The sequence below is a fragment of the Enterococcus sp. AZ156 genome (assembly GCF_051714165.1).
GTDB classification, from domain to species: Bacteria; Bacillota; Bacilli; order Lactobacillales; family Enterococcaceae; genus Enterococcus_B; species Enterococcus_B pernyi.
In genome coordinates this window covers 1532233-1557388 of sequence record NZ_JBIORI010000001.1, presented here as the reverse complement: position 1 = coordinate 1557388, position 25156 = coordinate 1532233, and the positions used below count along the sequence as shown (strand labels likewise).

Below are 25156 nucleotides of genomic sequence, written 5' to 3'. Positions count from 1 at the left end.
ACTGGTTAAGAATCATTTGGGCTGCTGTTCTATTTCCTCTTCTATGTGTTAGAATATCTTTGATTCGTACTTTTAATAAAGAGAGGTATTCAAAACATGAAGAGGAGTGGCAGACAAAAGAAAAAATCGACCGGCATCTATATCGGAGCGGGAATCGTCGTCTTGCTTGCAGCAGCTGGTGGTGGCTTCTTTTATTATCAACACGTTCAGGAACAACAAGCAGTAAAAGCTGGAGAACAAACGATTGAAGGATTTATTGACTCCCTGAATCAGGAAAATTATGAAGAAGCGGTAAAATCACTTCAAGTAGAGAAAGATAGTGATCTTACTGAACAAGATATTTTGGAAAAATATCAAAACATTTACGGTGCAGCAGAGATCAGAGGGATCAAACTCTCAGACTTATCCGTGACAAAAAAAGAGAATGATACGTATGAGTTTACGTATAAAGCTAAAATGAATACGACGCTAGGTGAATTGAAAGACTTAGCATATGAAGGAACCTTGTCCAAAGAGGGAGACCAAACCAAAATCAATTGGCAACCTAATTTGATTTTTCCGCAAATGGAAGGACAAGATAAAGTCAGCTTGAGTACAGATATAGCGTCGCGTGGCGAAATCTTGGACCGTAATAAACAGCCGTTAGCGACAACTGGGAAATTAAAACAATTAGGTGTCGTACCTGCGAAATTAGGTGAGGGTGAGGAAAAATCAGCGAATATCAAAGCAATCGCTGAAGCATTCGATTTGACGGAAGCCAGTATAGAACAAGCGATTTCTCAAGGTTGGGTCCAACCGGATTACTTTGTTCCTTTAAAAATCATTGATGGGGAAACACCAGAACTTCCCAATGGAGCAACGATCCAAGAAGTTGACGGTCGTTATTATCCACTAGGGGAAGCCGCTGCCCAATTGATTGGCTATGTAGGAGATATCACCGCAGAAGACATTGAGAAAAATCCTGAGTTGAGTAGCACAGGAAAAATCGGGCGTTCAGGCTTAGAAATGGCTTACGACAAAGAATTAAGAGGTACGAACGGCGGGAAATTAAGTGTCACAGATGAAGAAGGAAATGAAAAAGCGGTCTTACTCCAACATGAAGTAAAAAATGGACAGGATATCCAGTTGACGATCGATGCTAATGCGCAAAAAACGGCATTCGATAGCTTAGATGGAAAACCAGGTTCTACTGTGGCGACAGCCCCTAAAACTGGAGATTTGTTGGCCCTTGTCAGTTCACCTAGTTATGACCCAAATAAAATGACGAACGGTATTTCCCAAGATGATTACAAAGTATATGAAGAAGACCCAAATCGTCCATTTATCAGTCGTTTTGCGACAGGTTATGCGCCGGGTTCAACATTCAAAATGATCACCGCAGCCATCGGCTTAGATAATGGAACATTGAATCCAGATGAAGTCTTAACGATCAATGGATTGAAGTGGCAAAAAGATAGCTCTTGGGGTTCTTACCAAGTGACACGTGTCAGTGATGTACCACAAGTCAACTTGAAAAATGCTTTAGTTTATTCTGATAATATCTATATGGCACAAGAAACATTGAAAATGGGGGAAGAAGCCTTTAGAAAAGGACTGAATCAATTTATTTTTGGTGAAGATCTTGATTTACCGATCCAAATGAATCCTGCGCAGATCTCAAATGAAGACTCATTCAATTCGGAGATTTTGTTGGCAGATACAGGCTATGGGCAAGGACAATTATTGATCAATCCGATCCAACAAGCTGCGATGTATAGTGTTTTTGCAAATAATGGCAGTTTAGTTTATCCACGATTAGTTATGGATCAGGAAACTAAAGATAAGAAAAATGTGATCAGTGAATCAAGTGTCCAAACGATTTTGCCAGATTTAGTCGACGTTGTGCAAGATCCTAACGGAACTGCACATTCTTTAGCTGCTCTTGGCATTCCGCTTGCAGCAAAAACTGGCACAGCTGAAATCAAAGAAAAGCAGGATGAAAAAGGACAAGAAAACAGTTTCCTTTATGCGATCAATCCTGAAACAAATGGCTACTTGGTGATCAGCATGTTAGAAAACAGAGAAGAAGGCGATTCTGCTACTAATCGAGCGCCTGCTTTATTGCAGTATTTGAACCAAACTTACCAATAAACATAGAGTGTGAAATCGGATACAAAACCATTGGCTATTTTCCTTTTCTAGTGATCCACTAGTCTATAGAAACGAGTGTAAATAACAAGAGGAGGAGATAAGATGACTGATGTCCCAAGAGCAGTAAAAGCGGAGATGGCAGCAAGCATGTTGAAGATCTAATTTGATAATGGGGAAACAAGATATTTAAAATCACATTTAGCCAAAGAACATGCAGAAGCTTTTTCGATGAAAAATGGCAAGAGAAAGAATAGTTTATTGGCTTCACAAACAACCTGGGTAGGATCGACCATTGAAATTCAACCAGATGGCACTCTTGTTCTGAATGAAAATGATTATTACTCGCCAGAAGAGTTATGGAACGATAGCAAAGAGCATATTATTTGATCAAAAATAGAGCCTTTCTATTAGATTCGAGAAATCTAGTAGAAAGGCTCTATTTATCTGAGAACGAATCACCCATGATACACTTTTCTAGTAAAGTATTTAAGAATCAATGGAGAGATCAAAGTACTTAATAAGATTACGATCACAAGTGGAGAATAATATTTTGCTTCAATCAATTGGCTTTGTTGTCCAATTTGCAAGATGATCAGTGCCATTTCACCACGTGATATCATGCCAGCTCCTACCATAAAGGCACTATTCGTTGAGAAACCGGCTACTTTCGCCCCTAGATAACCACCACCAAGTTTAGTCAAGACTGCAACAGTTGTTAGGATCAAGATAAAAATCAATTGTTCTCCAAAGTTAGAGAAATCTACTTCTAGTCCAACACTGACAAAAAAGACTGGAATAAATACGGCATAACCTAATGCCTCGACATTATGATACACTTCTTCTTTGACCGATGTTTGACTCACCGCGATTCCTGCAAAAAATGCACCAATAACTGAACTTAGTCCGATCAAATCAGCGATGTAGGACATACCTAGACATAAAACCAAGGAAACAATGATAATCGCAGAGTTGGCATAGATTTTTCCAGCTAGTGACATCAAAAATGGGGCAATCCATTTGACTAATAAAAATATAAAAATAAAGTAGATCACTTGCTCCAATAAAAGAAGCGGTAAAGGGAGGCTGCTACCAGATTCTCCTGTCAAAAATGATAAGCTGAAACTTAACACCAACACGACAAGAATGTCATCAACTACTGAAGCACCTAAGATAGTCGAACCTTCTTTTGTGTTGACTACATGAAGTTCTTTCAATACCTCAACAGAGATACTAACAGAAGTTGCTGCGAGGATGATTCCAAAGAAGATAGCTTCATTCCTTGTGACTTGGAAAATTTCACCCGTCAACCAACCAAATAATACGGGGAGTATGATCCCTAATAAAGCAACGAACATTCCTGGTCGAAAGTATTTTTTCAAAAGAGAAAGATCGCTTTCCAGTCCAGCTAAAAACATCAATAAAATGACACCTATTTCTGAAAAATCGTGGACGAGAATATTTGGATGCACCCATCCCAGACCCGCATCACCAAGCAAGACGCCAACGAGTAGTTGACCGATCACCGCAGGTACACCAAACCTCCGTGAAAGGTGAGAGCCAATGGTTGTCGCTAACAAGATCAAACAGAGAATACCTATAAATTCCATTCTTTTCATCCTTCCTTTCTCAAAAAAGAATTTATTTTATTCGTGTCAAATGACCTACTAAACAGGATAACATAAATAACGTTATTTATGTAGTATCGTCCATTGTATGGATATATGAAAGCGCATGACAAAAAAGGCTAGGCAATTAAGCCCAACCTCGAATTTAAATAACTAATCAATTGACATACATATTTCTTACTTTAAAGTAGTTGATGATTTCAGAAATCCCCATAAAGATCAAGATACCACCAAAGATTTGGAAAAGTACCATCAAGCTTTGGAATGGATTAAATAATAAAATCAATCCGCCAATCAGTAAAATCACGCTGTATAATGACCATCCTTTTGATTTCGTATTCAAACTGATGAACAATTGAAATGCGCCATTTGCTAAAATCATCAAGCCTAAAAGAATTGGTAAGATCGAAACGATTGCTGATGCAAATAAGAACACGATCAGTCCGAAAATCAGAAAAGCAATTGCGCTGAAAAGTCCAAATCCCCAAGCACCCGTTTTTTGCTTGTTTTTATAGGCTTCAAATAAATTGATCAGACCTAATAAAACAAAATAAGCAGTGATAAGATAGCCGACAAAATTAAATACGGCAGTTGGATTGATGACTATGGCGATACCAGCAATGATATAAATAGCTGCTCGTAAAATAGCATATCTTTGAAAATTACTTCGAATAAGTTCATACATTATTATAACCTCCTTTTTTTTATTTTAACGGTTATTGTTGTTTAAACCAACTAAAAACTAGTGATTCCATTATTTTCTTAGAATTTTTTCTATTTTCTTTCCTTTAGCTAACTCATCGATCAACTTATCCAAATAACGAATTTCTTGCATCAATGGCTCTTCAATATTTTCTACTCTAACACTACAAATGACGCCAGTGATCAATTTACGGTCAGGATTCAATCTCGGTGCCTCAGCAAAGAAAGTTTTGAAGTCCTTTTCCAGTTTGATCTGTTCCTCTAATTCAGCTTGTTTATAGCCGGTCAACCAATAAACGATTTGGTCAACTTCCTCTTTTGTACGATTTTTTCGTTCTGCTTTTTTTAGATAAAGAGGATAGACAGAAGAAAAGGGCATAGTAAAAATTCGATGTTCAGTCATAAAGAAGCTCCTTTTTCCATTATTATATAATGAACTGTTCGAAAAGAATAGCTATAGTGTCAAGTCTCATGAAAGTTCAGTGAACAGGGGGATAGATAGTAAGAACGCTACAGGATACTAAGCTAATTGTTTCTGTGATGATCAATCAAAATCAGCGTAGTCACGTTCTTGTTTAATCTCAAAAATATAGGTAGCTAACTGAGCAATCATCTTTTTCCAATCATCTGGACGAACGATGCCGTTTAACAAATAAATCTTTTTGATACGCTCGGGTAGCTGGTTTAGTGGACAATCACTAATGACGATATCGCAACGCTCCATATAGTAACGTTGGATGACGATCGCTTCTTTTGAAAAGATTTGTTCAATTTTAACAATTAAATCTTTGCTGATATAAAAGTCTTTCGTGTGATTCACACCGATAATGATCGGCGGTTGCTTTTTGAATCGGTCGTAGAAATGTAGTAATTCTTCGACTACCCATGAAATATTTTCTTTTTCTAGAAAATCTGGTAAGTAATGCCAATTTTCTTGCCGGAAGTTCTCATAAAATTCAGCGACCACGGTTCTTAAGTGTTCATAGTTTTTCTGATCCTTATAAAGCAAAAAAGTTGGTAAAGGTGTATTCGGCTGTTCGCTATCCAAAAAGGTATTGTGAAGTTTATTGATCGTAAAGGACAGTGCATATAACTTTTTTTGTTTTTCAGGTAGCTCTAAAGCGAAATGCTGACTGAATGTTTCGACTAAGTTCTTGGAATAAATCAAATAAGGAAAATCGATCGCTAACAGTCTTTGATAGTGCGTCAAACTTTGTTCTTCACTATCCAATTGAGAAATCGTTAGGCGTGCTAATAAATTGAGTATGATTCGTTGTTCCCGACAAATCGGTAAATCAGGATTTAAAATATCCACATCAGGTTCAATTAGAAGATCAATATACTTAAACTGACTTAATTCTTTTTGAACATTTTCTAAAGAAGTCATGGGAAAATTATCCTGGCAAAGTTTTAAAAGAAGATACAACTTATCCAAGACGCCACCATTCATCTCATCCAATAACTCTTTCTTGAAGAAGACATGAAGAGTGTAATCGATTTTTTTTGGCTCTTCCTTGTGATAGGGAAGGGACGTATTAGCAAAAATCGTCCAATAAACATCTAGAAAACAATATTGGATTTGAACTTCACTACCAGTGATTATTTTTTTTCCTTTACTTGAAAACTTGAAGGAGATTCCATATAGAGCTAAAAATTGGTTGATTGCTTTCATTTTAGAATAGAGATATGAAGGGCTGTAATTTGTCATTTGGCTGATCGTGACCATTGAGTTGACTTTTTGTCGAAGTAAGGCAGCGATGATTTGAAAATTAGTTGATTCAAAACAATATTTACCAAATAATTCGTAATAACACTTCGCAAGGTCAGCATCGTTCAAAGAAATTTTGACAAACTTTTTGTTTTTCACTACTTCCAGATTATTTATGCCCAAAGCATGGAAGTCCTGTTCGATTTCATGAAGATATAAAAGAAAATTTGAATCAGACATCTTAAAATGGTCGGCTAGATAGTGCGTGGTGATAAAGAACTGATGCTCTGTTAAAAAAAGAAAAATCTCAAGCTTTGTTACATTTTTCTTCTTTAATAAAAACTTTTTGATTGCTTCTTGTGTTTGCATTGAAATTCCTCCGGTTGAAATTTTTACTGAAAATTTCTTTATTTTCAACAAAAAAACAGTAAATCTTCCGTCTCAATCTATATTATCTTATGTTTAACATGATAATGATATTAAATAGGAGGAATTCTCATGAAATATTTAAGTCTTCTCTTTGCTTCAGTTTTACTGAGTAGTGTTTCTGTACCAGTCGAAGCTGCACAGACAGATGAACAACCTAGCAATGATGTCGCTCAACTAGCTTCTCATTCCGTCTGGGCAAATGTGAATCAAATCAAATTTTTAGAAGAACATGTTTCAGCAAACTCTGGTATTATGAGACTTAAACTAGGAGAGACGATCACGGTGAAGGCACTGGTGACTTATTCAGGGGATATTCAACCGATTTTACAGTCTGTTGTCCAATTTGAAAACGTTGATCCAGCGTTGAAGATCGAACACGATCCAGCTTCACTTGTATTCCACAACAAACTAGCAACTTTTACGTTTAATATTACACTGACACAACCAATCAATAGACCTGCTTTATTTACCGTAAAAGTAGCAGATGGTCAACCTGAGGACAGTCATCATTTGACACAATATAGTCAACGTCAAACAGTTGAACAAAAAGCTGGAGGAACAGGGGGCTTGACTGAGCCAGATCCTAATCCAGATCCTAATCCAGATCCTAATCCTAAACCGGATAATCCAGATGAAAATCCAGACGAGACACCGGATAATCCGGATAAAAATCCCGATGTGACACCAGATAATCCCGATGAAAATCCCGATGTGACACCAGATAATCCCGATGAAAATCCCGATGTGACACCAGATAATACAGATGAAAATCCAGACGAGACACCGGATAATCCGGATGAAAATCCCGATGTGACACCAGATAATCCGGACGAGAACCCAGATGAGACACCGGATAATCCAGATGAAAATCCCGATGTGACACCAGATAATCCAGATGAGAATCCAGATGCAAAACCGGATAAACCAGAGGGGAACAATGGAAACTATGAAGGGGATAACGAGGAAGATGGAAATGGTGGACATGGTGGTGAAGAAGTGATTAAACCACAAATCCACCCTGAAGGCAGCAATCCAACGATCACAATACCTGAGCAAGTAAAACCATTGTCCCAAATTCGAAAACAATCAATTCCACATATTGATACGACAGATGTACTGGTAAATAAACAATCGTCTGAAATTGCGAAAGAAATTCTGCCAATGACAAAAATAGTTCACTCTTCAAATCAAGCAGCTAATGATAAGAACTCTGCAACAGCCACAGAGGAAGCAACGAAGCAATTACCTAAAACAGGAGAGCACAATCGCTTCTTTACATGGATGTTTGGTCTGCTGATCACAGGAATGAGTATGGTTACTTTTAGAAAAATCAACTAATGATTGTAATAGGTAAAAACGCCTTGAAACGGAATGTTTCAAGGCATTTTTGCGTAGAAAATGATTAATAATCAGTTAACATAGTGGACTTGTTCTTCTTCAATCAATGGATAGGTAAGTAATTCTGTACTATCTAAATCTTCTTTCGTCATATCGACTGCATTAATTTGGCTATTTGTGTAAGTCGTGTAGTAATAGATTCCTTTATCCACATTGCAACAAGAAGAATAGATCGTATACTCAAATTTACCATTCCCAACGTCACATAGTCCTTTTTGTTGTTCGACCGATTTTAGGATATGGAAGAATTGACTAACGCTTTCCTGTTCAGTCGTTGCTTTGACAGAATTTAATTTTGTAAATGCAACTTTGACAAAACGAGAAGCAGATGATAAATCTCCAGGTAAACCTAATCCGCCCATACCGCGAGAATAGACCGATAAATCAAGTTCATCGGAGAAATGGTTTTTAAGGGTAGTCGGTGAGACTGACCGATAGTTGTTCAAATTAAATAATTGATAGTCAAAGGTTGGATTATTTGTTAGTACACCGATTGGATTATCATAAATTTTTAATCCTTCGGCAACTGATTCAATAACAATCGATGTTTTTTGATCTGCTAATATCCAATGAAGAGGAGATAACGGTAGTTCTTCACTGAAATTGATGTTGACTAAATTGATATCCACTAATAACGTACGAGCTTCTTCCACGTTTTTACATTGACTCAATATCCAAGGAATAAATTCAAATGGTGTGATATTGGTCTTTTCGGCATCTTCGTCAAAAAAAATGGGCATTTCCAGGGAAATTCAAACCAGCCATACTCAAACCTTTTTCATTTGTTGCATCATAATAGAGGGGGTAGTTATCTACAACTGCTGCCATACCGATGATCGCATAGTGAGACTCTTGTTTTGGTGCTTTCCGATAAACAAAAGGAAAATTTCTTGGAGTGATCGTCACCTGTTCATTATAAGAAATCTCTAAATCCAAATTCCGTCCAAAATAATGATCGTTTGTTGTGTAAGTAATAGATGTACACATTATAATAACCTCCTTTGTTTAATTCTATATTAAGACGATAAAGGAAAAATTACTAATAAAATGATTCTCTTTTATTATAAACTGGTCAATCAAGCGAAAAAAACTCGGTAATGTGATTACCGAGCGTGTTGTTCTTTATTAAAATTTTTAAGCATTTTTTTAGTCAAGTAAAGTAGCATAGATAATTCTTCTTCATCTAAAGGTAAAAAATCAAGGATCTTTTCTGGAATGTCTTTTGCTTGTTCTTGCAACAAAAGTCCTTGTTCAGTTAGAGATAGGATAGATACTCGTTCATCTGAATCATCTCTTTTACGAGTGATATACTGCTTACTAGTTAATTTCTTTATTACAGGAGTCAAAGTTCCTGAATCCAAACACAAGATCTTTCCTAATTCCTTCATGGTGATTTGTTTTCTCTCCCATAAAACAAGTAAAACAAGATACTGCGTATAAGTAAGATCCAGTGGCCTCAACAAGGGCGTATAGTAACGAGTAATTTCTTTAGAGGTGGCATATAAAGGAAAGCATAATTGATTTTTTAGTAATAACTCCTCCAAATAGACCACCTCCTAATGTGCTACTTTATAGCATACTTGTTTTTTCTAAAAAAATCTAGTTCTCTACGGCTGTCAAAGTAACTTCAATATTGCCAGCTGTTGCTTTTGAATAAGGACAAACTTTATGTGCAGCTTCTAGTAATTCTTGTGTTTCTTCGATTGATAAACCTTCAACTGAACCTTCGATCTCAACGCCTAACACAAAACTCATTTCACTTTCTGCATATAGAGACACTTGAGCGCTGATTGTTGATGCACCGTCAATATTTTTTTGTGTTTTGATCAAGTCTAATGCGCTATTGAAACATGCACTGAAGCCAGCGGCAAACAATTGTTCCGGATTTGTTGCATCTTCTACACGTTTACCTGGAGCTGCAATGTTAAGCTCGAATGAGTGATCTGGACTGTGTACTTCCCCAGAACGTCCGCCAGTATTGATCATTTTTGTTGAATACATTTTTTTCATTAAAAATCACTCCTCTTTTTATATTTGATACAATTAAATTGTACACAATTTAATTAGGTAGAGCAACTAACTTGCTTTGAAAAAAGTCTACTCCTGGTTTATGAATAAAAACTAAGAGTAGACTTTTTTATAGGAATAGGTCCGTTCATTTTAATTGTGACATCATTCGATCGGATGGTACGTAAATCCACTACCCATGACTTCTGCTACACTATTGACGATGACAAAAGCATTCGGATCGATTTCTTCAATTATCGGTTTGACTTTAGAAAATTCTTGGTCAGTTACAACCATCAACAACACTTCTTTTGATAGATTACTATAACCGCCTCTAGCTTCTAGGATCGTGAACCCACGTCCAATCTCCTGACTTAAACGTGTATGGATTTCTAAAAGATGATTCTCGCTTAGAACCATGATCGATTTTTGACGATTTGTTCCTGTTTCAATGTAATTCATCACGATGGATGTAATTACGATCGACAGAATCGCATAGAGAAATTCATCAAATCCAAAAACAAATAAGGTTAAGGAAACAACGACAGCATCGGTCATCAAAAGTCCAATGGAAGTACTTAAATTGAAGTATTTTTTGAAGATAAGGGGAGGAATCGTGGTACCGCCACTAGATGAATTATTTTTGTATAAGATAGCTACACCCAAAGCAAAGATCGCACTACCGAAAATGACTGATAAGAGACGATCAGGCGTGATCATATACTCTGGGACGATCTCAATGATCGCTGGGAAGACTAAACTACCAAATAATACTTTAAAGAAAGGTTTCTTGCCTAAAAAAATCAAGGCCAAAATCAACATGATGATATTCAAAACTAGTATAACTGTTGCTCGGTTCAAACCTAAAGCTGACTCAAGTAAAATACCAAGTCCACTTACGCCACCAGCTGCAATGTGATGCGGACCTAAAAACATGTTGATACTGATAGCTAAAATAGTTAAAGCAAATACTATTTTAATGTATGTCCAAATTATATTTCTACCGTGTTTCATTTATCCACTTCCTACTATACATCTATTTCCAACTATTCTCATTATACATTAATTTTGTATAAAAGTTAACAAAGTTGAAAAAGAAAGTTAGATAAACCTAAATTTATAATGAATCGTTCAAAGCTAAAATGGGTCGAAATATTGGACACCAATCAATAAAAACAATTATGAAATGGAACAAAGCGTGTATTTTTTGATTTATGCTGACTCGTTATTTATAGAAACTATTTACAAAAGCTAATTGACCATCAAGGTGCATTGCCCTGTAGCGATTTTTAAATCATTATCTAAATAAATCGTTGCCTGCCAAAAATGAATATTTTTCCCGATTTTTTCAGGTTGTGCAACCACTCTCAAGTTACCTGTAGAGGCTTTATTCAAATGTTGGACTTGCAGATCGATACCTACAGCAAAGTGGGGGGCTTGTAAATATTCGTTAGCCCCAATGCTACAAGCCGTTTCGATCAATACAGCATTGATTCCTCCATGCAAATAGCCATAAGGTTGGTGATGCTTTTCGTCAATTGCTAAAGTCAATTGGACTTCTTTAGGTGAAACAATACACGTTTCAATCCCTAGATGATCTAATAAATTCATCCTGTTACTCCTTATTTCTTATTCTTTATTGCTACTGTCATAATTAAACTCTATTTTTATCATTCAAACACTGTTTGCGAACTATTAGGGTATTCAATTAAAAATTTTTTACTGATGAATGGAAGAACTGTCAGTTAAAATTTAATCATTTAGTTTGAATGAAACACTTGTTCTAAATCTTTTACCAGAAAAAATGCCAAAGTTCATAAAAACAAATAATGGTCTGCTTTTTTTAGTTTTTTCATTAATTTCCGGATTTCTTTTATTTCATTAGGCGTATAGCCACCAATTATCCCTTTAACCAATGCTTTTTCTTTTTCTACTCCTGCCTTTTTATGATGAAGTCTTTTTTCAAAATCAACTATTTCTTTTGAAAATTTATTTTTTTTAGGCAATCAGAAAAAAAACACCCCCTATATATACGGTTATATAACAATTATATTATTATTATTCTAAAATTGTAACCGTTCGTTTAAAAAGGGGGAGAGGGATTTAGCTGATATTTTTATTTTGTTCTTTTTGCCTTTTACTGGTAATTACTTTATGTAAATTTTCAAAGGCCTCGAATCCATATTCTTCTACGAATTCATCAATTTCTTTGAGAAGTTCTTCATTATCAAGCTTTGTTTCTAACTGTTGTTCTTCTAATTTTTTTCCTGCAAAAGAGATTACTGACTGTTGTCTTTCGCTATTAAGTTTTTCAAAGATAGAGAGTAGACGACGAGAATTTTCTTCCTCACCTTCAATAATATAACCTTTTGTCACATGAAATAACTCAGCAATTTTTTGAATAGCACCCATACGAGGTGTTTTTAATCCAGTTTCCCAATTAGAAATAGTTTGCTTGCTAACACCGACTTTTATTGCCAATTCTTCTTGCGTCATTTGTTGTTTATGCCTTAGTTCACTAATCTTCTGTCCAATAATATTTTTATCCATAATAATCCTCCGAGTTCTTACTCCAATAATATACCAGAAACTGGTCTAAATCAACATTAAGTTATACATAGTTATATAAAATTATTTACTATAACTTTAAGTTATATTAAAATATATAAATAGGAGGTGTTTTATATGTTGCAAATATCTTTGAAAGCAGCAAGAGTAAATTCAGATTTGAATCAGACTGAAGTAATTGACATTCTGCAAAATAGTTATGGTCTAAATCTTACTAAGGAACAGCTTGCTGAGTACGAGGATGATGCCACTGATGTGCCGATTTCTTTAGCAAAGAAATTTTCGGAAATTTATGGTATTTCCGATGACTATATATTTTTCGGTAACAAATCAACTTTAAGTTATATTTCGCGTGGATTAAACCAAAATAATCTTTAGTGATTCATGTGATAAACATCAATATAACCACTTAAAATTGATGAACAGCATATGACCTATTATTTGATGTGACGAATAAAATCATTTAAACCAAACGATGGTCTTTCAACATTTTAGCGTCCTTGTAATAGGTACTAATATAAACAGACACATTTAATTTTTATTAAGGAGTGAGTAAGAATGCCATTGAACTGTCGGTCTAGAAAAAAAGAAAAAACTCGGACATACAAATCTTCGGTTTATCCAACCAGATTCTGAAGGAATAAAAGCAGTAATGAGGTAATTGAAGGGAAAACCACGTTGGAAAAGAGGAGTAAAAATGGAGTCTGGATTACGTAATCTCAAAAATCCGGTCAAACAGGTCAATCATCCTAAATAGACACGAAAAGAAATAGAAAAGTATTGTGTATCCAATGATATTGGTTATGAAGATTTAATGATTGGCTAATTCGAACAATCATTAGTTTAAGTATAGTATGACAAAAAAATACTTCATACCTTACGAAACGTCTATTTATATATGAGTTGGAAAAGAAATAAAATGAAAACTCTGTGCAATTTAGTTTGTGGTTTGACTAGTAGAAGCCAAATACTTTATATCAGTAGATCTAAAAGATGAATTTTTAAAGGAGTGATTTTTTGTGATGTACCCCAAAAGAATAGATATGAAACAAACAAGATGTAATGTGAGAGAAGTTTTAAAAAATTTTCGTAAACTTGATCGGCTGGTAGGACGTGTCACAGTCGACATTCAATCTCCTCATGGAATCAATAGCTTAAAAGCAACTCTTTCTGATCAATCTTCAGAAAGGGCATCTATGCAAATGATAGCGATTGAAGCAGAAAGGAATGCAATCTTAAATGCTTTGATGGTTTTGAGTCTAACGAATCGAATGATCCTTTATTATTCTTATTTTGTTCCTGAAAGTTTTTCGAATTATAAGATTAGTCTTGAAATCGGTTATTCCGAAAGAACGATTCAGAGAAAAAAAGCAGAAGCATTGATTGAATTCGCTGAAGCATATAAGACTGGAAAACTGATTGCGTATAAATAATTTGGCGTTTTTTTGGCAGATGATTGGCGGTTCCCATCTCTTCTTTGATGCTAGTATGAATGTAAGCTTAGGAAATGGCAGAAAATAATAAGTATTTGTTTTTCTATGTAATAACAGGTGATAGATAGGTGTATCTACATTTTCAAGATGAACATGGCACATATAGTGGAATAAAGAAAATAGAGCAATCAACTTAAGTCACTATATGAAACGAAAGAAGAATCAAATGATGAAAGATACAAATACTCTCACAGAAACAAAAACGTCAAAGATAACGGAGGTAGAGAATGACGGAAGTATCAATTGGTGAATGGATGGCTGTCATAACACTTGGTGGAACGTTGATTGTAGGCGTAGCAAAATTCTATGCAATGTTTACAAAGCTCGATCATACATTGGGGAAATTAGAGAATACTATTGTTCGAGTAGAAAAAAGCCAAATCGAGTATGGCAATCGTCTCTCAATTATTGAAGAACAAATCAAATCTATTTTCAAACAAATTGGAAAGGAGGTGAAGTAGGTTGACCGAAATCTTAACGATTTCAAGTATTATCACACCACTGGTCGTCGGTGTGACAGAACTGGTGAAAGGACAAATAGGACGCAGTAAACTTTTGCCTATCAGCAACGTGGTTACTGGAATTTTGCTTAGTGGGCTGTATTCCTTCTCATTCGTTCCACAGGATCTCATTCTTTATTTATGGGCAGGAGCGATTGCTGGTTTGGCCGCAGGTGGATTATTTGATTTAGGAGATCATGTAATGAAGTTACAGGAGTCTAATAAAAGCAATTGATCGTCCAAGTTTCTTTTACCAGTAAAGGAGGTGAGGAAGATAAGACTGGAGGATCTACGAGGAGATGGACGTATTTTAGGACCGACCAATGCCAAAAGAAAGGCATCAGAAATAACTAAAATTGCGCGTCATCATTCGGCAACAACCACAGGAGATGTATGGGCGTTTCAAAACTATTGGAAGAACACATTGGGGTGGGGAACTGGTGGCTATCATGAGATTATCCTAAGAGATGGCACGGTACAATGGTGTTACTTTGATGAAGATATCACAAATGGTGTGGGGGGACATAACATACCAACCTACCATATTTGTCTTGTTGGAAATGGCTCGTTCACTAAAGAACAGGAAAAAGCATTTGACACGCGAGCAAAAGCGGCGATGCAACGTTTTGACCTATCAGTGAAGGATGTTTTGGGGCACAATGAGTTCATTGGACACTCTTCGACTATCTGTCCGGGTATTAACATGAGGATGATTCGTGATCGCTTAGGTGATGCTGAGGACTTGACACATGATGAAATCATTTTAGCTAGTCCACCCAAGGTAGTCGGAAACTATCGAGGAAAATTAGAAATATTTAATGAGCTATCTTTAGGTATATTTCGGATAGCAGGATGGTTAATACCCCAAAATGGAGCAGCCTTTTTGGATCTAGGCTATGTTTTTTGGATAGATGCCGATAATCCCTCTGTAGAAATTGGTCGTTGTCGGTCAGCAGGCATTATACGAGACGATGTGAATGTTGCTTACGGCTTACCAACTGGTTTACGGTTTGGTTTGGACGGCACACTTGACATTCAAAAACATGCAGGAAAAAAAGTATTTCCGATGTTAAGACGGACGAATGAACCAAACGGAAATATGATCAGTGGACAAACAGTTGATGTTTCTTTTCCAGAATATACTTTGACCATTCCTAAACGATAATAAAGTTTGTTTCATTGTTCATATTATAATCAAACAAAAACAATACAACAATAAATAAAATATCAAAATTTAATGAGAAAATGATTTTGTAAAATAATAAAATCAGAGAAAGGAAGATTATTATGACAATCAAAATTGAGGATTTACGAGGAGATTCACGGATTTTAGGACCAACTAATGCGAAACGAGACGTTTCAGTGGTCAAAAACATTGCACGTCACCATTCAGCAACTGAAACAGGAGATGTTTTTATCTTTCAACAATATTGGAATGGAGAACTAGGCTGGGGAACTGGCGGTTATCATGAGATTATCTTACGTGACGGAACTGTACAATGGTGCTACTTTGATGAAGATGTAACTAATGGTGTTGGTGGGCACAATACACCAACCTATCATATCTGTTTAGTAGGAAATGGTTCATTTACGGAAGCTCAAGAAGAAGCTTTCAATCAGCGTGCGAAAGCCGCAATGGAACGATTTGGTTTATCCGTTGAAAACGTCTTAGGTCATAATGAGTTTAGTGGACATGCGTCAAATATTTGTCCAGGGACAAATATGGATGCTGTCAGAGATATCCTTAATGGTGGGGATGGCAACGTTCCAGAACCGGACTATATCATGCATGATTGGAATAAAGAAATGGTCGTAGCAGCAGATGTTTTAAATGTACGCCAAGAGCCAAACACACGATCAGCAATCTTACGTCAATTAACTAGAAGTCAAGTTTTCCATTCTGCACGAGTGACGATCAACGGGGAGTTAGTGAATGGTATCAGACACTGGTATGAAGTGGATGGTAACGGCTGGGTTTCAGGATCATTAGTAGCAGAAGCATCTTCTGATAATGAATGGATTGAAAGAAAAGGCGAGGTGACTGTCGCTATTTCAGGAGGGATCAACTTACGAGGACCTTCAAGTGACAATGTAACCAATCCAACTAGTCTGCCAATACTACGTCGCGTGGATCTGGGGGAAACGTTCGAATATGACAAAATACTCGTACAAAAGAATGGCCATGCCTTTGTAAGACAGTCAATTAGTGAAGGTTATACTTGGTTGGCTATTGGTTCAACTGCTAATGGAATCGTTACTTCATACTGGGTTACTGGCATTGAAATCTAATTGCTATAATTAATAATTACGCACAGTTTTGAGAAAAGCCGAAAACTAACAGAAACAAGTAAAAAAACGAGAATTTGAAAATAAATTTTCGTTTTTTTACTTGTTTTCGAAAGATTTGCCTTTGAAACTACATCGATAACCACTATTTCTCTTATTCAAGTATAGTGAGAGTTAAGGGAAGCTCGAACATACTCTAATGGACCTCGAGTCCGTGTAAAGAAAAGTCGAATCGGAATGAATGAGTGAAAGATGTTCAATCAAATAATAAAGGAGAAGTCGCATGACCTTTATTTTTGCTTTTGACGTATCTAAAGGTAAAAGTTACAAAGTACTTTACCATAATCAACAATGTCTAACAGAAGGGAAAGTCTGTCATAATCAAGAAGAGTTCCGCCAGTTACTTGAAGAAATCACCGTACTGCCAGAAACGCCTGAAATTATTTTTGAAGCAACCGGTGTCTCCTCTCGTCCATTAGAAAAATTCTGTCAAAATAACCGGTTAGCCTATTGTCTATTAAACTTTTTGGAGAGAGATATTAGCCCTCTCATACCACCTGAAACTGAATAAGCGGTGAGAACAGAATCAACCTCTTCATTATTTATATAAAAGAGCTGTACTGCTGTGAAAGTATGTCTATCTAGGAAATAGCGATTAAAATAGTAAACGAAATAGAGGATTTTGAAAACATTCATTTGCTTGCGTAGCAATTGTTTATTATGAGTATGAATGGTAAAAGCAAAAAAATTACGTATTAGGTATATGCTAGATTATGAATATAGCCAGGGACTAATAAGAGAAGATATTTGAAGTAATCAATTACAATGAAAAATAGAAACAATAAATTCACTGAAAAAATCTAAAATCATTTATTTGAAAGTTAGATTATAAAGCTTTTCTTGCGCTTAACTCATTCAATATTCTTTGTACAGTAATTTATAAAGAAATTATCATTAAATGCTTAAAACTTGTGTATAATAAATTTAATGAATTTTAGGAGGAGATAGAAATGAGAGAATGGAAAACGATCAAGGAATACGACGAAATCTTATTTGAACAATATGGGAAGATTGCTAAGATAACAATCAATCGTCCGGAGGTCCATAATGCTTTTACACCAAAAACAGTTTTTGAGATGATCGAAGCTTTTACAATCAGTCGTGATCGTCAAGATATCGGTGTTATCATTTTGACAGGGGCTGGTGACAAAGCATTTTGTTCAGGTGGCGATCAGAAAGTTCGAGGAAATGGTGGGTATGTTGGTGAAGACCAAATTCCGCGTCTGAATGTACTAGATTTGCAACGATTGATCCGAGTCATTCCTAAGCCAGTGATTGCGATGGTAAAAGGTTGGTCGATCGGTGGTGGAAATGTCTTACAACTTGTGTGTGATATCACAATCGCAGCCGAAAATGCGAAATTCGGTCAAACAGGGCCTAACGTTGGGAGCTTCGATGGTGGCTATGGTTCTGGCTACTTGGCTCGTGTCGTAGGGCATAAAAAAGCGAAAGAAGTTTGGTTCATGACGAAGCAGTATAGTGCTGAAGAAGCGTTGGCAATGAATTGGATCAATACGGTCGTACCGCTCGAACAAGTAGAAGATGTGACGATCGAGTGGGCAGAAGAGATGTTGAAGAAAAGCCCACTAGCTCTACGAATGATCAAAGCTGCAATGAACGCAGATACAGATGGCTTAGCAGGTATCCAACAATTGGCAGGGGATGCGACGCTTTTATATTACACCATGGATGAAGCACAAGAAGGACGCGACGCATTTAAAGAAAAAAGAGAACCTGATTTTGACCAATTTCCTAAGTTCCCTTAAACCTCAACCTAATAGCTGGTTGCAAAAACAAGCAATGCTTCATCCAAATGCACCAGCCTGTCAGTGGAACGATCATCATTTGTCTTTTCGCGAGCTGACATCACACGTTCAAAGTTTTGCAGAGTATTATCATCGAATATTACCCAAAGCGAGTGAACAAGTTGCCTTGTATTGTGAAAATGATTTAGATGCCTATTTATCGATCTTGGCATTATGGGAGTTAGGAAAAGAAATCCAGTTTGTCAATACACGCTTGACGACGAATGAGATCAGTGAACAGATGGCAGATGCTGGGACATCCACTCTTATTTCTGCCAATAAATTAGCAGTCAACGAGCGCATCACTTGGTATTCATTTCCCGATCCTTCGGAATTACACGTCCTACAGCCGAAGGATTGGTTTGATGAAGGGTACGGAGAAAAGGCAATCGCGTCAATCATGTATACGTCTGGAACGACAGGTAAACCGAAAGGCGTACCGCAAACATTTGCCAATCACTATGCGAGTAGCCAAGCGACTGCGCTAAGTTTAGAAGTAGATCGTTCAGATAGCTGGATCTGCTGTGTGCCACTCTATCACATTAGTGGCTTGTCTATTTTATTACGCTCACTTGCTTTAGGCATCCAAGTGATTCTGTTGCAGGGATTCTCTCCTCAACAAGTCCATCAACTTTTAGCAAATGGAAGTGGCAACTATATTTCTTTGGTCAGCAAAATGTTGAAAGACCTTGAACCATTGATCCCAGAAAGTGGTTATGCTCCCTCATTCAAAAAAGTATTATTAGGGGGAGGGCCGGGAGAAGGACGAGTCATGCAAGCATGTATGGAAAAACAGGTGCCTGTGATGCTTTCTTATGGCATGACAGAAACCTGTTCACAGATCGTCGCCCTTTCTCCGGAGTCATTCGAAGCAAAAACCGGTTCTTCTGGTAAAGCTTTGTCTGAGGTATCGATCCGTATTCAAAAAGATAAGAAGTCAGATCAAATGGGAGAGATTTTAGTCAAAGGACCATCGATCATCGACCACTATTTGAATTGCGTCAATCCGGATTCTTGGACAGAGGATGGTTGGTTTCACACTGGCGATTGGGGGTACCTTGATGAAGAGGATTATCTTTATATTGTCAGTCGCATGAGTGAACGCATCATTTCGGGGGGAGAGAATATTTTCCCAGTTGAAATCGAGCGAGTACTTTTAACTTGCAATAAAATTGCGGAGGTCGCTGTCGTAGGGGCTTGGGATAAAACATGGGGGCAAACACCTGTTGCTTATGTGCGATTAGATGAACCACTTACTGATAGAGAAATCACTGATCTACTATCGCCATTAGCACGTTACAAGCATCCAACTAAAATCTACTGTGTCTCGGAAATTCCTAAAACGGCGACTGGAAAACCAATCAAACGTCTTTTAATCACAGAAGAAAGAGTGAATTACATTGAATATCAAATTAGATAGCTCAGTCGATGATCAGCTTTTAAAAAATCATCTTTATTTTACTTATAGCTACGAGCTTGGTGAACAAACGGTAAAAAAACTCTTGCCTCTTGTCCCATCTAAAGGAGATCGCTTTTATTGGTGTCCTCCTGATGAGGATTGTGAGCTATTAGGAATAGGAGAAAATTTATTTGATGGACAACAGGATGATATGCCCAGTGCTATCAAAAGATTTTCTCTTGAGTTTTCTAAAAGTTTTTTTAAACGTATCGAGCCAGAAGGGGAGACCTTTGCTTTTTGGAGGCTTTCCCTTTGATCCAAACAACTTAAAAGAAAAGATTTGGAGTGAGCTTGAATCTGGCTATTTCATTCTACCAAGTATTCTTTTCAAGCGAATAGGTTCAAAGACTCAAGTTGTTTTGACAATCAGAAAAGAAGCTGCAACAACCAGGAGTCTTTTAAAAGATTTTTCGTATTTAGATAGTCTTGTGAGTGAATTGTTAGAAGGCAAAGAACAATCAGCAAATGTTCTTGTGTCGTCCGAAGAGCTGGCAGTTCCAACTTTTCTACACAATGTAGATGATGCGCGCAAGGAAATCATACACAAAGCTACTTCGCTTAAAAAGGTCGTCTTAGCAAGACAATTGGCAATACACGGATCTTTCCAGTCGATCACTCAAATTCTTCATCGTTTAGCTGAACAACAACCACAGACTTATTTATTTCTTTTAGCATCGAATCAACTTGCTTTCATTGGTGCAACTCCAGAACGATTGATTCAAGGAACTAAAAGTCATTTTATGACTGCTGGGATAGCAGGTTCGGCACCTAGAGGATCTACTATGCAGGAAGACGATGAAATCGGCAAAGAACTTTTAAAAGACTCTAAAAATACACAAGAACACGGAATTGTTGCGCAACGATTAGAGGATCAATTAGCAAATATTGTCGCAGGGGATGTCGCTGTTTCTTCCCGTCGATTATTGAAAAACCGTGATATTCAACATTTAGCGATGACTTTCTCTGGAGAACGTAAACAGGGAGTCTCATTGATCGATGCGGTTGAACTGATCCATCCTTCACCGGCTTTAGGTGGTGAACCTCAAAGATTAGCGTTGCAATGGATCAAAGATCATGAACCTTTCGGTAGAGGGTTATACGGGGCACCAATCGGGTGGGTGGACCCGATCGAGGATGTCGGTGAGTTTGCTGTAGGCATCCGCTCAGGCATCTTGACTGAAACCGAAGGAATATTATATGCAGGTTGTGGTATTGTTGCGGATTCTGATTCTGAGGCAGAACGCCAAGAAACATTGCTGAAATTCCAACCAATGCTTAGAGGAGTGAAAGGATGACGAGACAACAAGAGATGACCGCTTATTTATTGGCATTCATCAAAGGAATGAAAGAAGGCGGGCTTAAAAATGTCGTGATCAGTCCTGGATCACGATCGACCCCACTTGCCTTGTTACTTCATAGAGACCCAGAGATCAATACAACAGTCAATGTTGATGAGCGATCGGCGGCATTCTTTGCATTAGGTATGGCAAAAGCATTGAAACAACCAGTCGGGGTTCTTAGTACGTCTGGTACTGCCGCAGCGAACTTCTTTCCAGCGGTTTGTGAAGCAAAAGCAACAAACATTCCTTTACTATTGCTAACAGCAGATCGTCCACCAGAAGCACGTGGCGTTGGTTCGCCACAAACGATGGACCAACAAAAGTTATTTGGTTCGCATATCAAAAAGTTTATTGAATTAGCACTTCCTGAAGCCAGTTCGGAAATGATACGGTATAGCTACTGGCATGGTGCCAATAGTGCCTATGAAGCAACACGCGTGCCTGCTGGCCCTATTCAGATCAATTTGCCTTTTAGAGAGCCATTATTGCCTGATTTAACTTTTTCTCTTGATGGATCTTTTCATCCAAAAAAACTGGTTACTCAAATTGTGTCGAAGCAAGTACCGGAGCTTGTTCCTTGGCTATCAAAAAAAGGGTTGATGATCGTCGGTAAAGAATTGACACCTGATGAGGCAAAAGCGTTACTTACTTTAGCAACAGCTTTACAATGGCCAATCATTGGCGATCCATTGGCAAATCTAGGTGCTTGTCAACAAATGAGCGATGTCTATCTTCCGCACGCAGATTTGATTTTTTCTGGACCGGTTCCTGAAACTCCTGAAGTCATTTGGCAATTTGGTAATCTTCCTGTAGCTAAAAATGTGATGCTTTATTTAAAAAAACATCACGAAACTATTTCTGACTATGTCTTGATCGATGAGGAAGAATGGCGTGATCCATTACATTTAGGAACAAGTTTTATCCAAATCGGTGTACTTGATTTCTGTAAACTAGTATCGGAAACTTTGGATGCAATACCTACGCCACCCCCTGACGAATGGTTGGTGCAATGGAAAAGAGCTTATCAAAAAGCGAGAGAAGTTATCACTAAAGAATTGTCTATCGATGAATGGAGCGAAAGCAATGCTAGTTGCCAGTTATTGCAAGCGATAAAATCAGAGGAAGCTTTATTTTTGGCAAATAGTAACGCGATCCGCTTTGTTGATCGTTTTGCTTCGCCTACTACAGAGTCATTTCCGATCTATGGGAATCGAGGGATCAACGGGATCGACGGGTTGATTTCTACTGCGGCAGGAATCGCTTTGGTAAGGAACAAGCGGATGTTTGTCTTGATCGGCGATCTTGCGCTGTTTCATGACATGAACGCGTTGGAGCTAATTCGACGTTATCACTTACCTGTTACTTTAGTCGTATTGAACAACAATGGTGGTGGAATTTTTTCTTTTCTTCCTCAAAATCAACTTTCAGAGACTGATTTTGAACCATTGTTTGGTACACCACTTGATTTAGAATTAGAGAAAGTAGCAGATTTATATAATGGTCATTATATACAACCACCTTCAAGTAAAGAGTTTGAGCAAGCGATTGAAAAAAGCCGGAATCAAGGGGATTGGACAATGATTGAAATCAGAGGGCAACAACAAGAACCTGTCCAATTATGGGAGCAGATGAAGCGTCGTTATCAGGAGGAAATAGACTGATGCCAGTTAAGACTGTACGTGGGGTGGCTTACCATTACCGTTGGTTACACCAAACTGATCCAAAACAGCCAACGGTTATTTGTTTGCATGGCTTTACCGGTAGTACACAAACGTTTATGTTTGAGAATCCTCAGTTTAATTACTTAGCCATCGATTTGATCGGTCATGGAAAAACAGCGGTTTACCTTCATCCTTACCGCTACCAACTTTCGTCACTAGTTGCTGACTTGGCGAGTTTAGTCTCATTATTAAAAATTCCTTCTTTTTATGTATTAGGCTACTCGATGGGGGCTCGAGTAGCACTTGCTTGGGCGCTCGAACGGCCACAAGGGATCAAAGGCCTCATTTTAGAAGGTGGAACTGCAGGAATTGCAGATGAACAGCAACGAAACCATCGTAAAAAAGCTGATCGAAAACTTGCTTTACGTTTATTGAGAGAGCCTTTGAGTGATTTTGTTGATGATTGGGAGAAGTTGCCACTATTCGCTTCACAACAGGCGTTATCCTTGGAACAAAAAAGCAGAGTAAGAAACGAGCGCCTTGCTCAAAATAAGCTAGGTTTAGCATTAAGTCTTTACTATATGGGAACTGGCGCGCAAAAAAATTATTGGCCAGATTTAGCGAGTATCGAATGCCCACTATTGTATCTTGTTGGTCAAAAGGATGAGAAGTTCCAAAAGATCGGTAAACAAATAACAAACATTAAAGAGATTTTTCGTTGCCAGATCCTTACGGAATGCGGGCACTGTTGTCACATCGAGCAACCTAGGCTATTTGAGACAACTGTCACTACTTGGATCAGTGAAATGGAAAGGGAGTGGACGCCATCAAAATAGTCAACATCCAACAGTACTGTTTGCGATTCCCCTTAGTGACACCTTTCAGAACGAGTTATGGTCGATTGGATACAAAGGCTTTTGATTTGTTGATCGTGGAAGATGAGTTAGGGAATCAGGGGATCGGCGAGTTAGTCGCTTTTGAACGTGCAGATTACATCGAAGAAACGATTGATATGAGTCGATCGGTATTACAAAAAGAGCTGATTCCTTGTTTATTCGAACTTGACTTCTCACATCCAGAAGAAATTTGGTCAGCTTTCAAACATACGCAAGGGAATTTTATGGCAAAATCAGCGGTCGAAACAGCGGTTTGGGATCTTTATGCTCGTCGAATAGGGCGCCCATTACAAAAGTTGTTTTCTGCCGAACAATCAGCGATTCCCGTAGGTGTCAGTATTGGTGTCCATGACAACCCGATAGATTTACTTGCGACTGCAAAAACTTATGTTGATCAAGGATACCAACGAATCAAGTTGAAAATCACTCCTGGCAATGACTTAGTGCCACTGCAAGTGTTGCGTGAACAATATCCAGAGATCCAATTGATGGCTGATGCGAATTCTGCTTATACGATCAGCGATCTGCCGTTATTCAAGAAAATGGATGCCTTGAAGCTTGCGATGATCGAACAACCTTTTCACCCTCGTGACTATGTTGACCATGCCATACTTCAAAAGGAAATCAAAACAGCAGTTTGTCTTGATGAGAATATTCGAACACTGGAAGACGTAAAAACAGCTCATGCACTGGGAAGTTGTCGAGCAATCAATTTAAAGATTCCCAGAGTCGGAGGAATCACTGAGGCTTTAAGAATCGTCGATTTTTGTCAGGAAAATGACTTGCTCGTTTGGTTAGGTGGGATGTTTGAATCCGGAGTCGGTCGAGCGATGAATCTGCATTTTGCAAGTCAAGATTGCTTTACTTTTCCAGGAGACTTGTCTGCTTTTGATCGCTATTTCTATGATGATATCGTCGAACCCAAAGCACGAATCACAAATGGACATTTGAGGATTCCTGGTCAATCAGGGATTGGTGTCACATGGCAAGAAGAGCAGTTGTTAAAGTATGCATATGATCAGAAAACCTATGTAAATAAATAGCGTCAAGAAGATGAATCACGCATGTTTTGTAAACAGTGTGCTATTC

Annotated in this window: 27 protein-coding genes and 1 pseudogene; 17 read left to right on the top strand and 11 right to left on the bottom strand. The window is 37.6% G+C overall.

Annotation, left to right across the window (positions count from 1 at the left end; genetic code table 11):
- Positions 1-96 precede the first annotated feature (96 nt).
- Both pbp4 and IGJ95_RS07435 read left to right on the top strand, forming a co-directional pair.
- Positions 97-2130 (top strand): penicillin-binding protein PBP4(5), encoded by a 2034-nt coding sequence (pbp4, locus tag IGJ95_RS07440; RefSeq protein WP_153829812.1) that lies wholly within the window; start codon positions 97-99, stop codon positions 2128-2130.
- A 228-nt stretch (positions 2131-2358) separates the two neighbouring features.
- The gene (locus IGJ95_RS07435) at positions 2359-2517 is read left to right on the top strand and encodes a hypothetical protein (protein WP_023519711.1); all 159 of its coding nucleotides are present in this window, start codon (positions 2359-2361) and stop codon (positions 2515-2517) included.
- A gap of 68 nt (positions 2518-2585) precedes the next feature.
- Here IGJ95_RS07435 and IGJ95_RS07430 read toward each other — a convergent pair whose 3' ends face one another.
- From IGJ95_RS07430 to IGJ95_RS07415, 4 genes are all read right to left on the bottom strand, one after another.
- Entirely contained in the window at positions 2586-3737 is a 1152-nt protein-coding gene (locus tag IGJ95_RS07430; RefSeq protein WP_153829813.1) for a cation:proton antiporter, read from the bottom strand.
- Positions 3738-3912: 175 nt separating this feature from the next.
- Positions 3913-4440: a DUF308 domain-containing protein gene (locus IGJ95_RS07425; protein ID WP_023519710.1), complete on the bottom strand. Its 528-nt coding sequence runs from the start codon at positions 4438-4440 to the stop codon at positions 3913-3915.
- Positions 4441-4509: 69 nt separating this feature from the next.
- Positions 4510-4860, bottom strand: a complete 351-nt coding sequence (locus tag IGJ95_RS07420) for a DUF2200 domain-containing protein (protein WP_153829814.1) — start codon at positions 4858-4860, stop codon at positions 4510-4512.
- 141 nt (positions 4861-5001) lie between these two features.
- Entirely contained in the window at positions 5002-6534 is a 1533-nt protein-coding gene (locus tag IGJ95_RS07415; protein WP_153829815.1) for a helix-turn-helix domain-containing protein, read from the bottom strand.
- A gap of 129 nt (positions 6535-6663) precedes the next feature.
- On the opposite strand from IGJ95_RS07415, the gene IGJ95_RS07410 reads away from it, so the two are divergent.
- Entirely contained in the window at positions 6664-7932 is a 1269-nt protein-coding gene (locus IGJ95_RS07410; RefSeq protein ID WP_438761659.1) for an LPXTG cell wall anchor domain-containing protein, read from the top strand.
- A gap of 71 nt (positions 7933-8003) precedes the next feature.
- On the opposite strand, the pseudogene bsh reads toward IGJ95_RS07410, so the two are convergent.
- From bsh to IGJ95_RS07375, 7 genes and pseudogenes are all read right to left on the bottom strand, one after another.
- Positions 8004-8979, bottom strand: a pseudogene (bsh, locus tag IGJ95_RS07405) (choloylglycine hydrolase).
- A 116-nt stretch (positions 8980-9095) separates the two neighbouring features.
- Complete coding sequence (locus IGJ95_RS07400) at positions 9096-9536, bottom strand: MarR family winged helix-turn-helix transcriptional regulator (protein WP_010735405.1); 441 nt, start codon at positions 9534-9536, stop codon at positions 9096-9098.
- Between the two features lie 55 nt (positions 9537-9591).
- Positions 9592-10002 (bottom strand): organic hydroperoxide resistance protein, encoded by a 411-nt coding sequence (locus IGJ95_RS07395; RefSeq protein WP_010735406.1) that lies wholly within the window; start codon positions 10000-10002, stop codon positions 9592-9594.
- 162 nt (positions 10003-10164) lie between these two features.
- The gene (locus IGJ95_RS07390; RefSeq protein WP_023519705.1) at positions 10165-11013 is read right to left on the bottom strand and encodes a YitT family protein; all 849 of its coding nucleotides are present in this window, start codon (positions 11011-11013) and stop codon (positions 10165-10167) included.
- A gap of 237 nt (positions 11014-11250) precedes the next feature.
- Positions 11251-11610, bottom strand: a complete 360-nt coding sequence (locus IGJ95_RS07385; RefSeq protein ID WP_010735408.1) for a PaaI family thioesterase — start codon at positions 11608-11610, stop codon at positions 11251-11253.
- Positions 11611-11813: 203 nt separating this feature from the next.
- Positions 11814-12005, bottom strand: coding sequence for a hypothetical protein (locus IGJ95_RS07380; protein WP_023519704.1), 192 nt, complete (start codon positions 12003-12005; stop codon positions 11814-11816).
- Between the two features lie 97 nt (positions 12006-12102).
- Positions 12103-12549 carry a helix-turn-helix domain-containing protein gene (locus IGJ95_RS07375; RefSeq protein WP_023519703.1) on the bottom strand — a complete coding sequence of 149 codons (447 nt, stop codon included), beginning with the start codon at positions 12547-12549 and terminating at the stop codon, positions 12103-12105.
- A 135-nt stretch (positions 12550-12684) separates the two neighbouring features.
- On the opposite strand from IGJ95_RS07375, the gene IGJ95_RS07370 reads away from it, so the two are divergent.
- The 14 genes from IGJ95_RS07370 (at position 12685) to menC (ending at position 25110) form a co-directional block, all read left to right on the top strand.
- Complete coding sequence (locus IGJ95_RS07370; protein ID WP_066025029.1) at positions 12685-12945, top strand: helix-turn-helix domain-containing protein; 261 nt, start codon at positions 12685-12687, stop codon at positions 12943-12945.
- Between the two features lie 641 nt (positions 12946-13586).
- Entirely contained in the window at positions 13587-14000 is a 414-nt protein-coding gene (locus tag IGJ95_RS07365; RefSeq protein WP_194179961.1) for an ArpU family phage packaging/lysis transcriptional regulator, read from the top strand.
- Positions 14001-14287: 287 nt separating this feature from the next.
- Positions 14288-14521 carry a hypothetical protein gene (locus tag IGJ95_RS07360; protein WP_023519700.1) on the top strand — a complete coding sequence of 78 codons (234 nt, stop codon included), beginning with the start codon at positions 14288-14290 and terminating at the stop codon, positions 14519-14521.
- Between the two features lies 1 nt (position 14522).
- Positions 14523-14795, top strand: a complete 273-nt coding sequence (locus tag IGJ95_RS07355; protein ID WP_010735413.1) for a holin — start codon at positions 14523-14525, stop codon at positions 14793-14795.
- Between the two features lie 30 nt (positions 14796-14825).
- A complete protein-coding gene (locus IGJ95_RS07350; RefSeq protein WP_224434735.1) occupies positions 14826-15725 on the top strand; it encodes a peptidoglycan recognition protein family protein in 900 nt (299 codons plus the stop codon).
- A gap of 122 nt (positions 15726-15847) precedes the next feature.
- Positions 15848-16849: an N-acetylmuramoyl-L-alanine amidase gene (locus IGJ95_RS07345; RefSeq protein WP_010735415.1), complete on the top strand. Its 1002-nt coding sequence runs from the start codon at positions 15848-15850 to the stop codon at positions 16847-16849.
- A gap of 280 nt (positions 16850-17129) precedes the next feature.
- Positions 17130-17417 (top strand): transposase, encoded by a 288-nt coding sequence (locus tag IGJ95_RS07340; RefSeq protein WP_023519698.1) that lies wholly within the window; start codon positions 17130-17132, stop codon positions 17415-17417.
- 439 nt (positions 17418-17856) lie between these two features.
- Positions 17857-18672, top strand: a complete 816-nt coding sequence (gene menB / locus IGJ95_RS07335; RefSeq protein WP_010735416.1) for a 1,4-dihydroxy-2-naphthoyl-CoA synthase — start codon at positions 17857-17859, stop codon at positions 18670-18672.
- Positions 18647-20131 (top strand): o-succinylbenzoate--CoA ligase, encoded by a 1485-nt coding sequence (gene menE / locus IGJ95_RS07330; RefSeq protein ID WP_438761657.1) that lies wholly within the window; start codon positions 18647-18649, stop codon positions 20129-20131. Before menB ends, menE begins: the two co-directional genes overlap by 26 nt.
- Positions 20112-20426: a hypothetical protein gene (locus IGJ95_RS07325; protein ID WP_438761655.1), complete on the top strand. Its 315-nt coding sequence runs from the start codon at positions 20112-20114 to the stop codon at positions 20424-20426. Before menE ends, IGJ95_RS07325 begins: the two co-directional genes overlap by 20 nt.
- Positions 20401-21465 (top strand): isochorismate synthase, encoded by a 1065-nt coding sequence (locus IGJ95_RS07320; protein WP_375148445.1) that lies wholly within the window; start codon positions 20401-20403, stop codon positions 21463-21465. The genes IGJ95_RS07325 and IGJ95_RS07320 overlap by 26 nt, the downstream gene beginning before the upstream one ends.
- Complete coding sequence (gene menD, locus IGJ95_RS07315) at positions 21462-23171, top strand: 2-succinyl-5-enolpyruvyl-6-hydroxy-3-cyclohexene-1-carboxylic-acid synthase (RefSeq protein ID WP_153829819.1); 1710 nt, start codon at positions 21462-21464, stop codon at positions 23169-23171. Before IGJ95_RS07320 ends, menD begins: the two co-directional genes overlap by 4 nt.
- Complete coding sequence (gene menH, locus IGJ95_RS07310; RefSeq protein ID WP_153829820.1) at positions 23171-24007, top strand: 2-succinyl-6-hydroxy-2,4-cyclohexadiene-1-carboxylate synthase; 837 nt, start codon at positions 23171-23173, stop codon at positions 24005-24007. The genes menD and menH overlap by 1 nt, the downstream gene beginning before the upstream one ends.
- A complete protein-coding gene (menC, locus tag IGJ95_RS07305) occupies positions 23998-25110 on the top strand; it encodes an o-succinylbenzoate synthase (protein ID WP_034691740.1) in 1113 nt (370 codons plus the stop codon). The genes menH and menC overlap by 10 nt, the downstream gene beginning before the upstream one ends.
- Positions 25111-25156 lie beyond the last annotated feature (46 nt).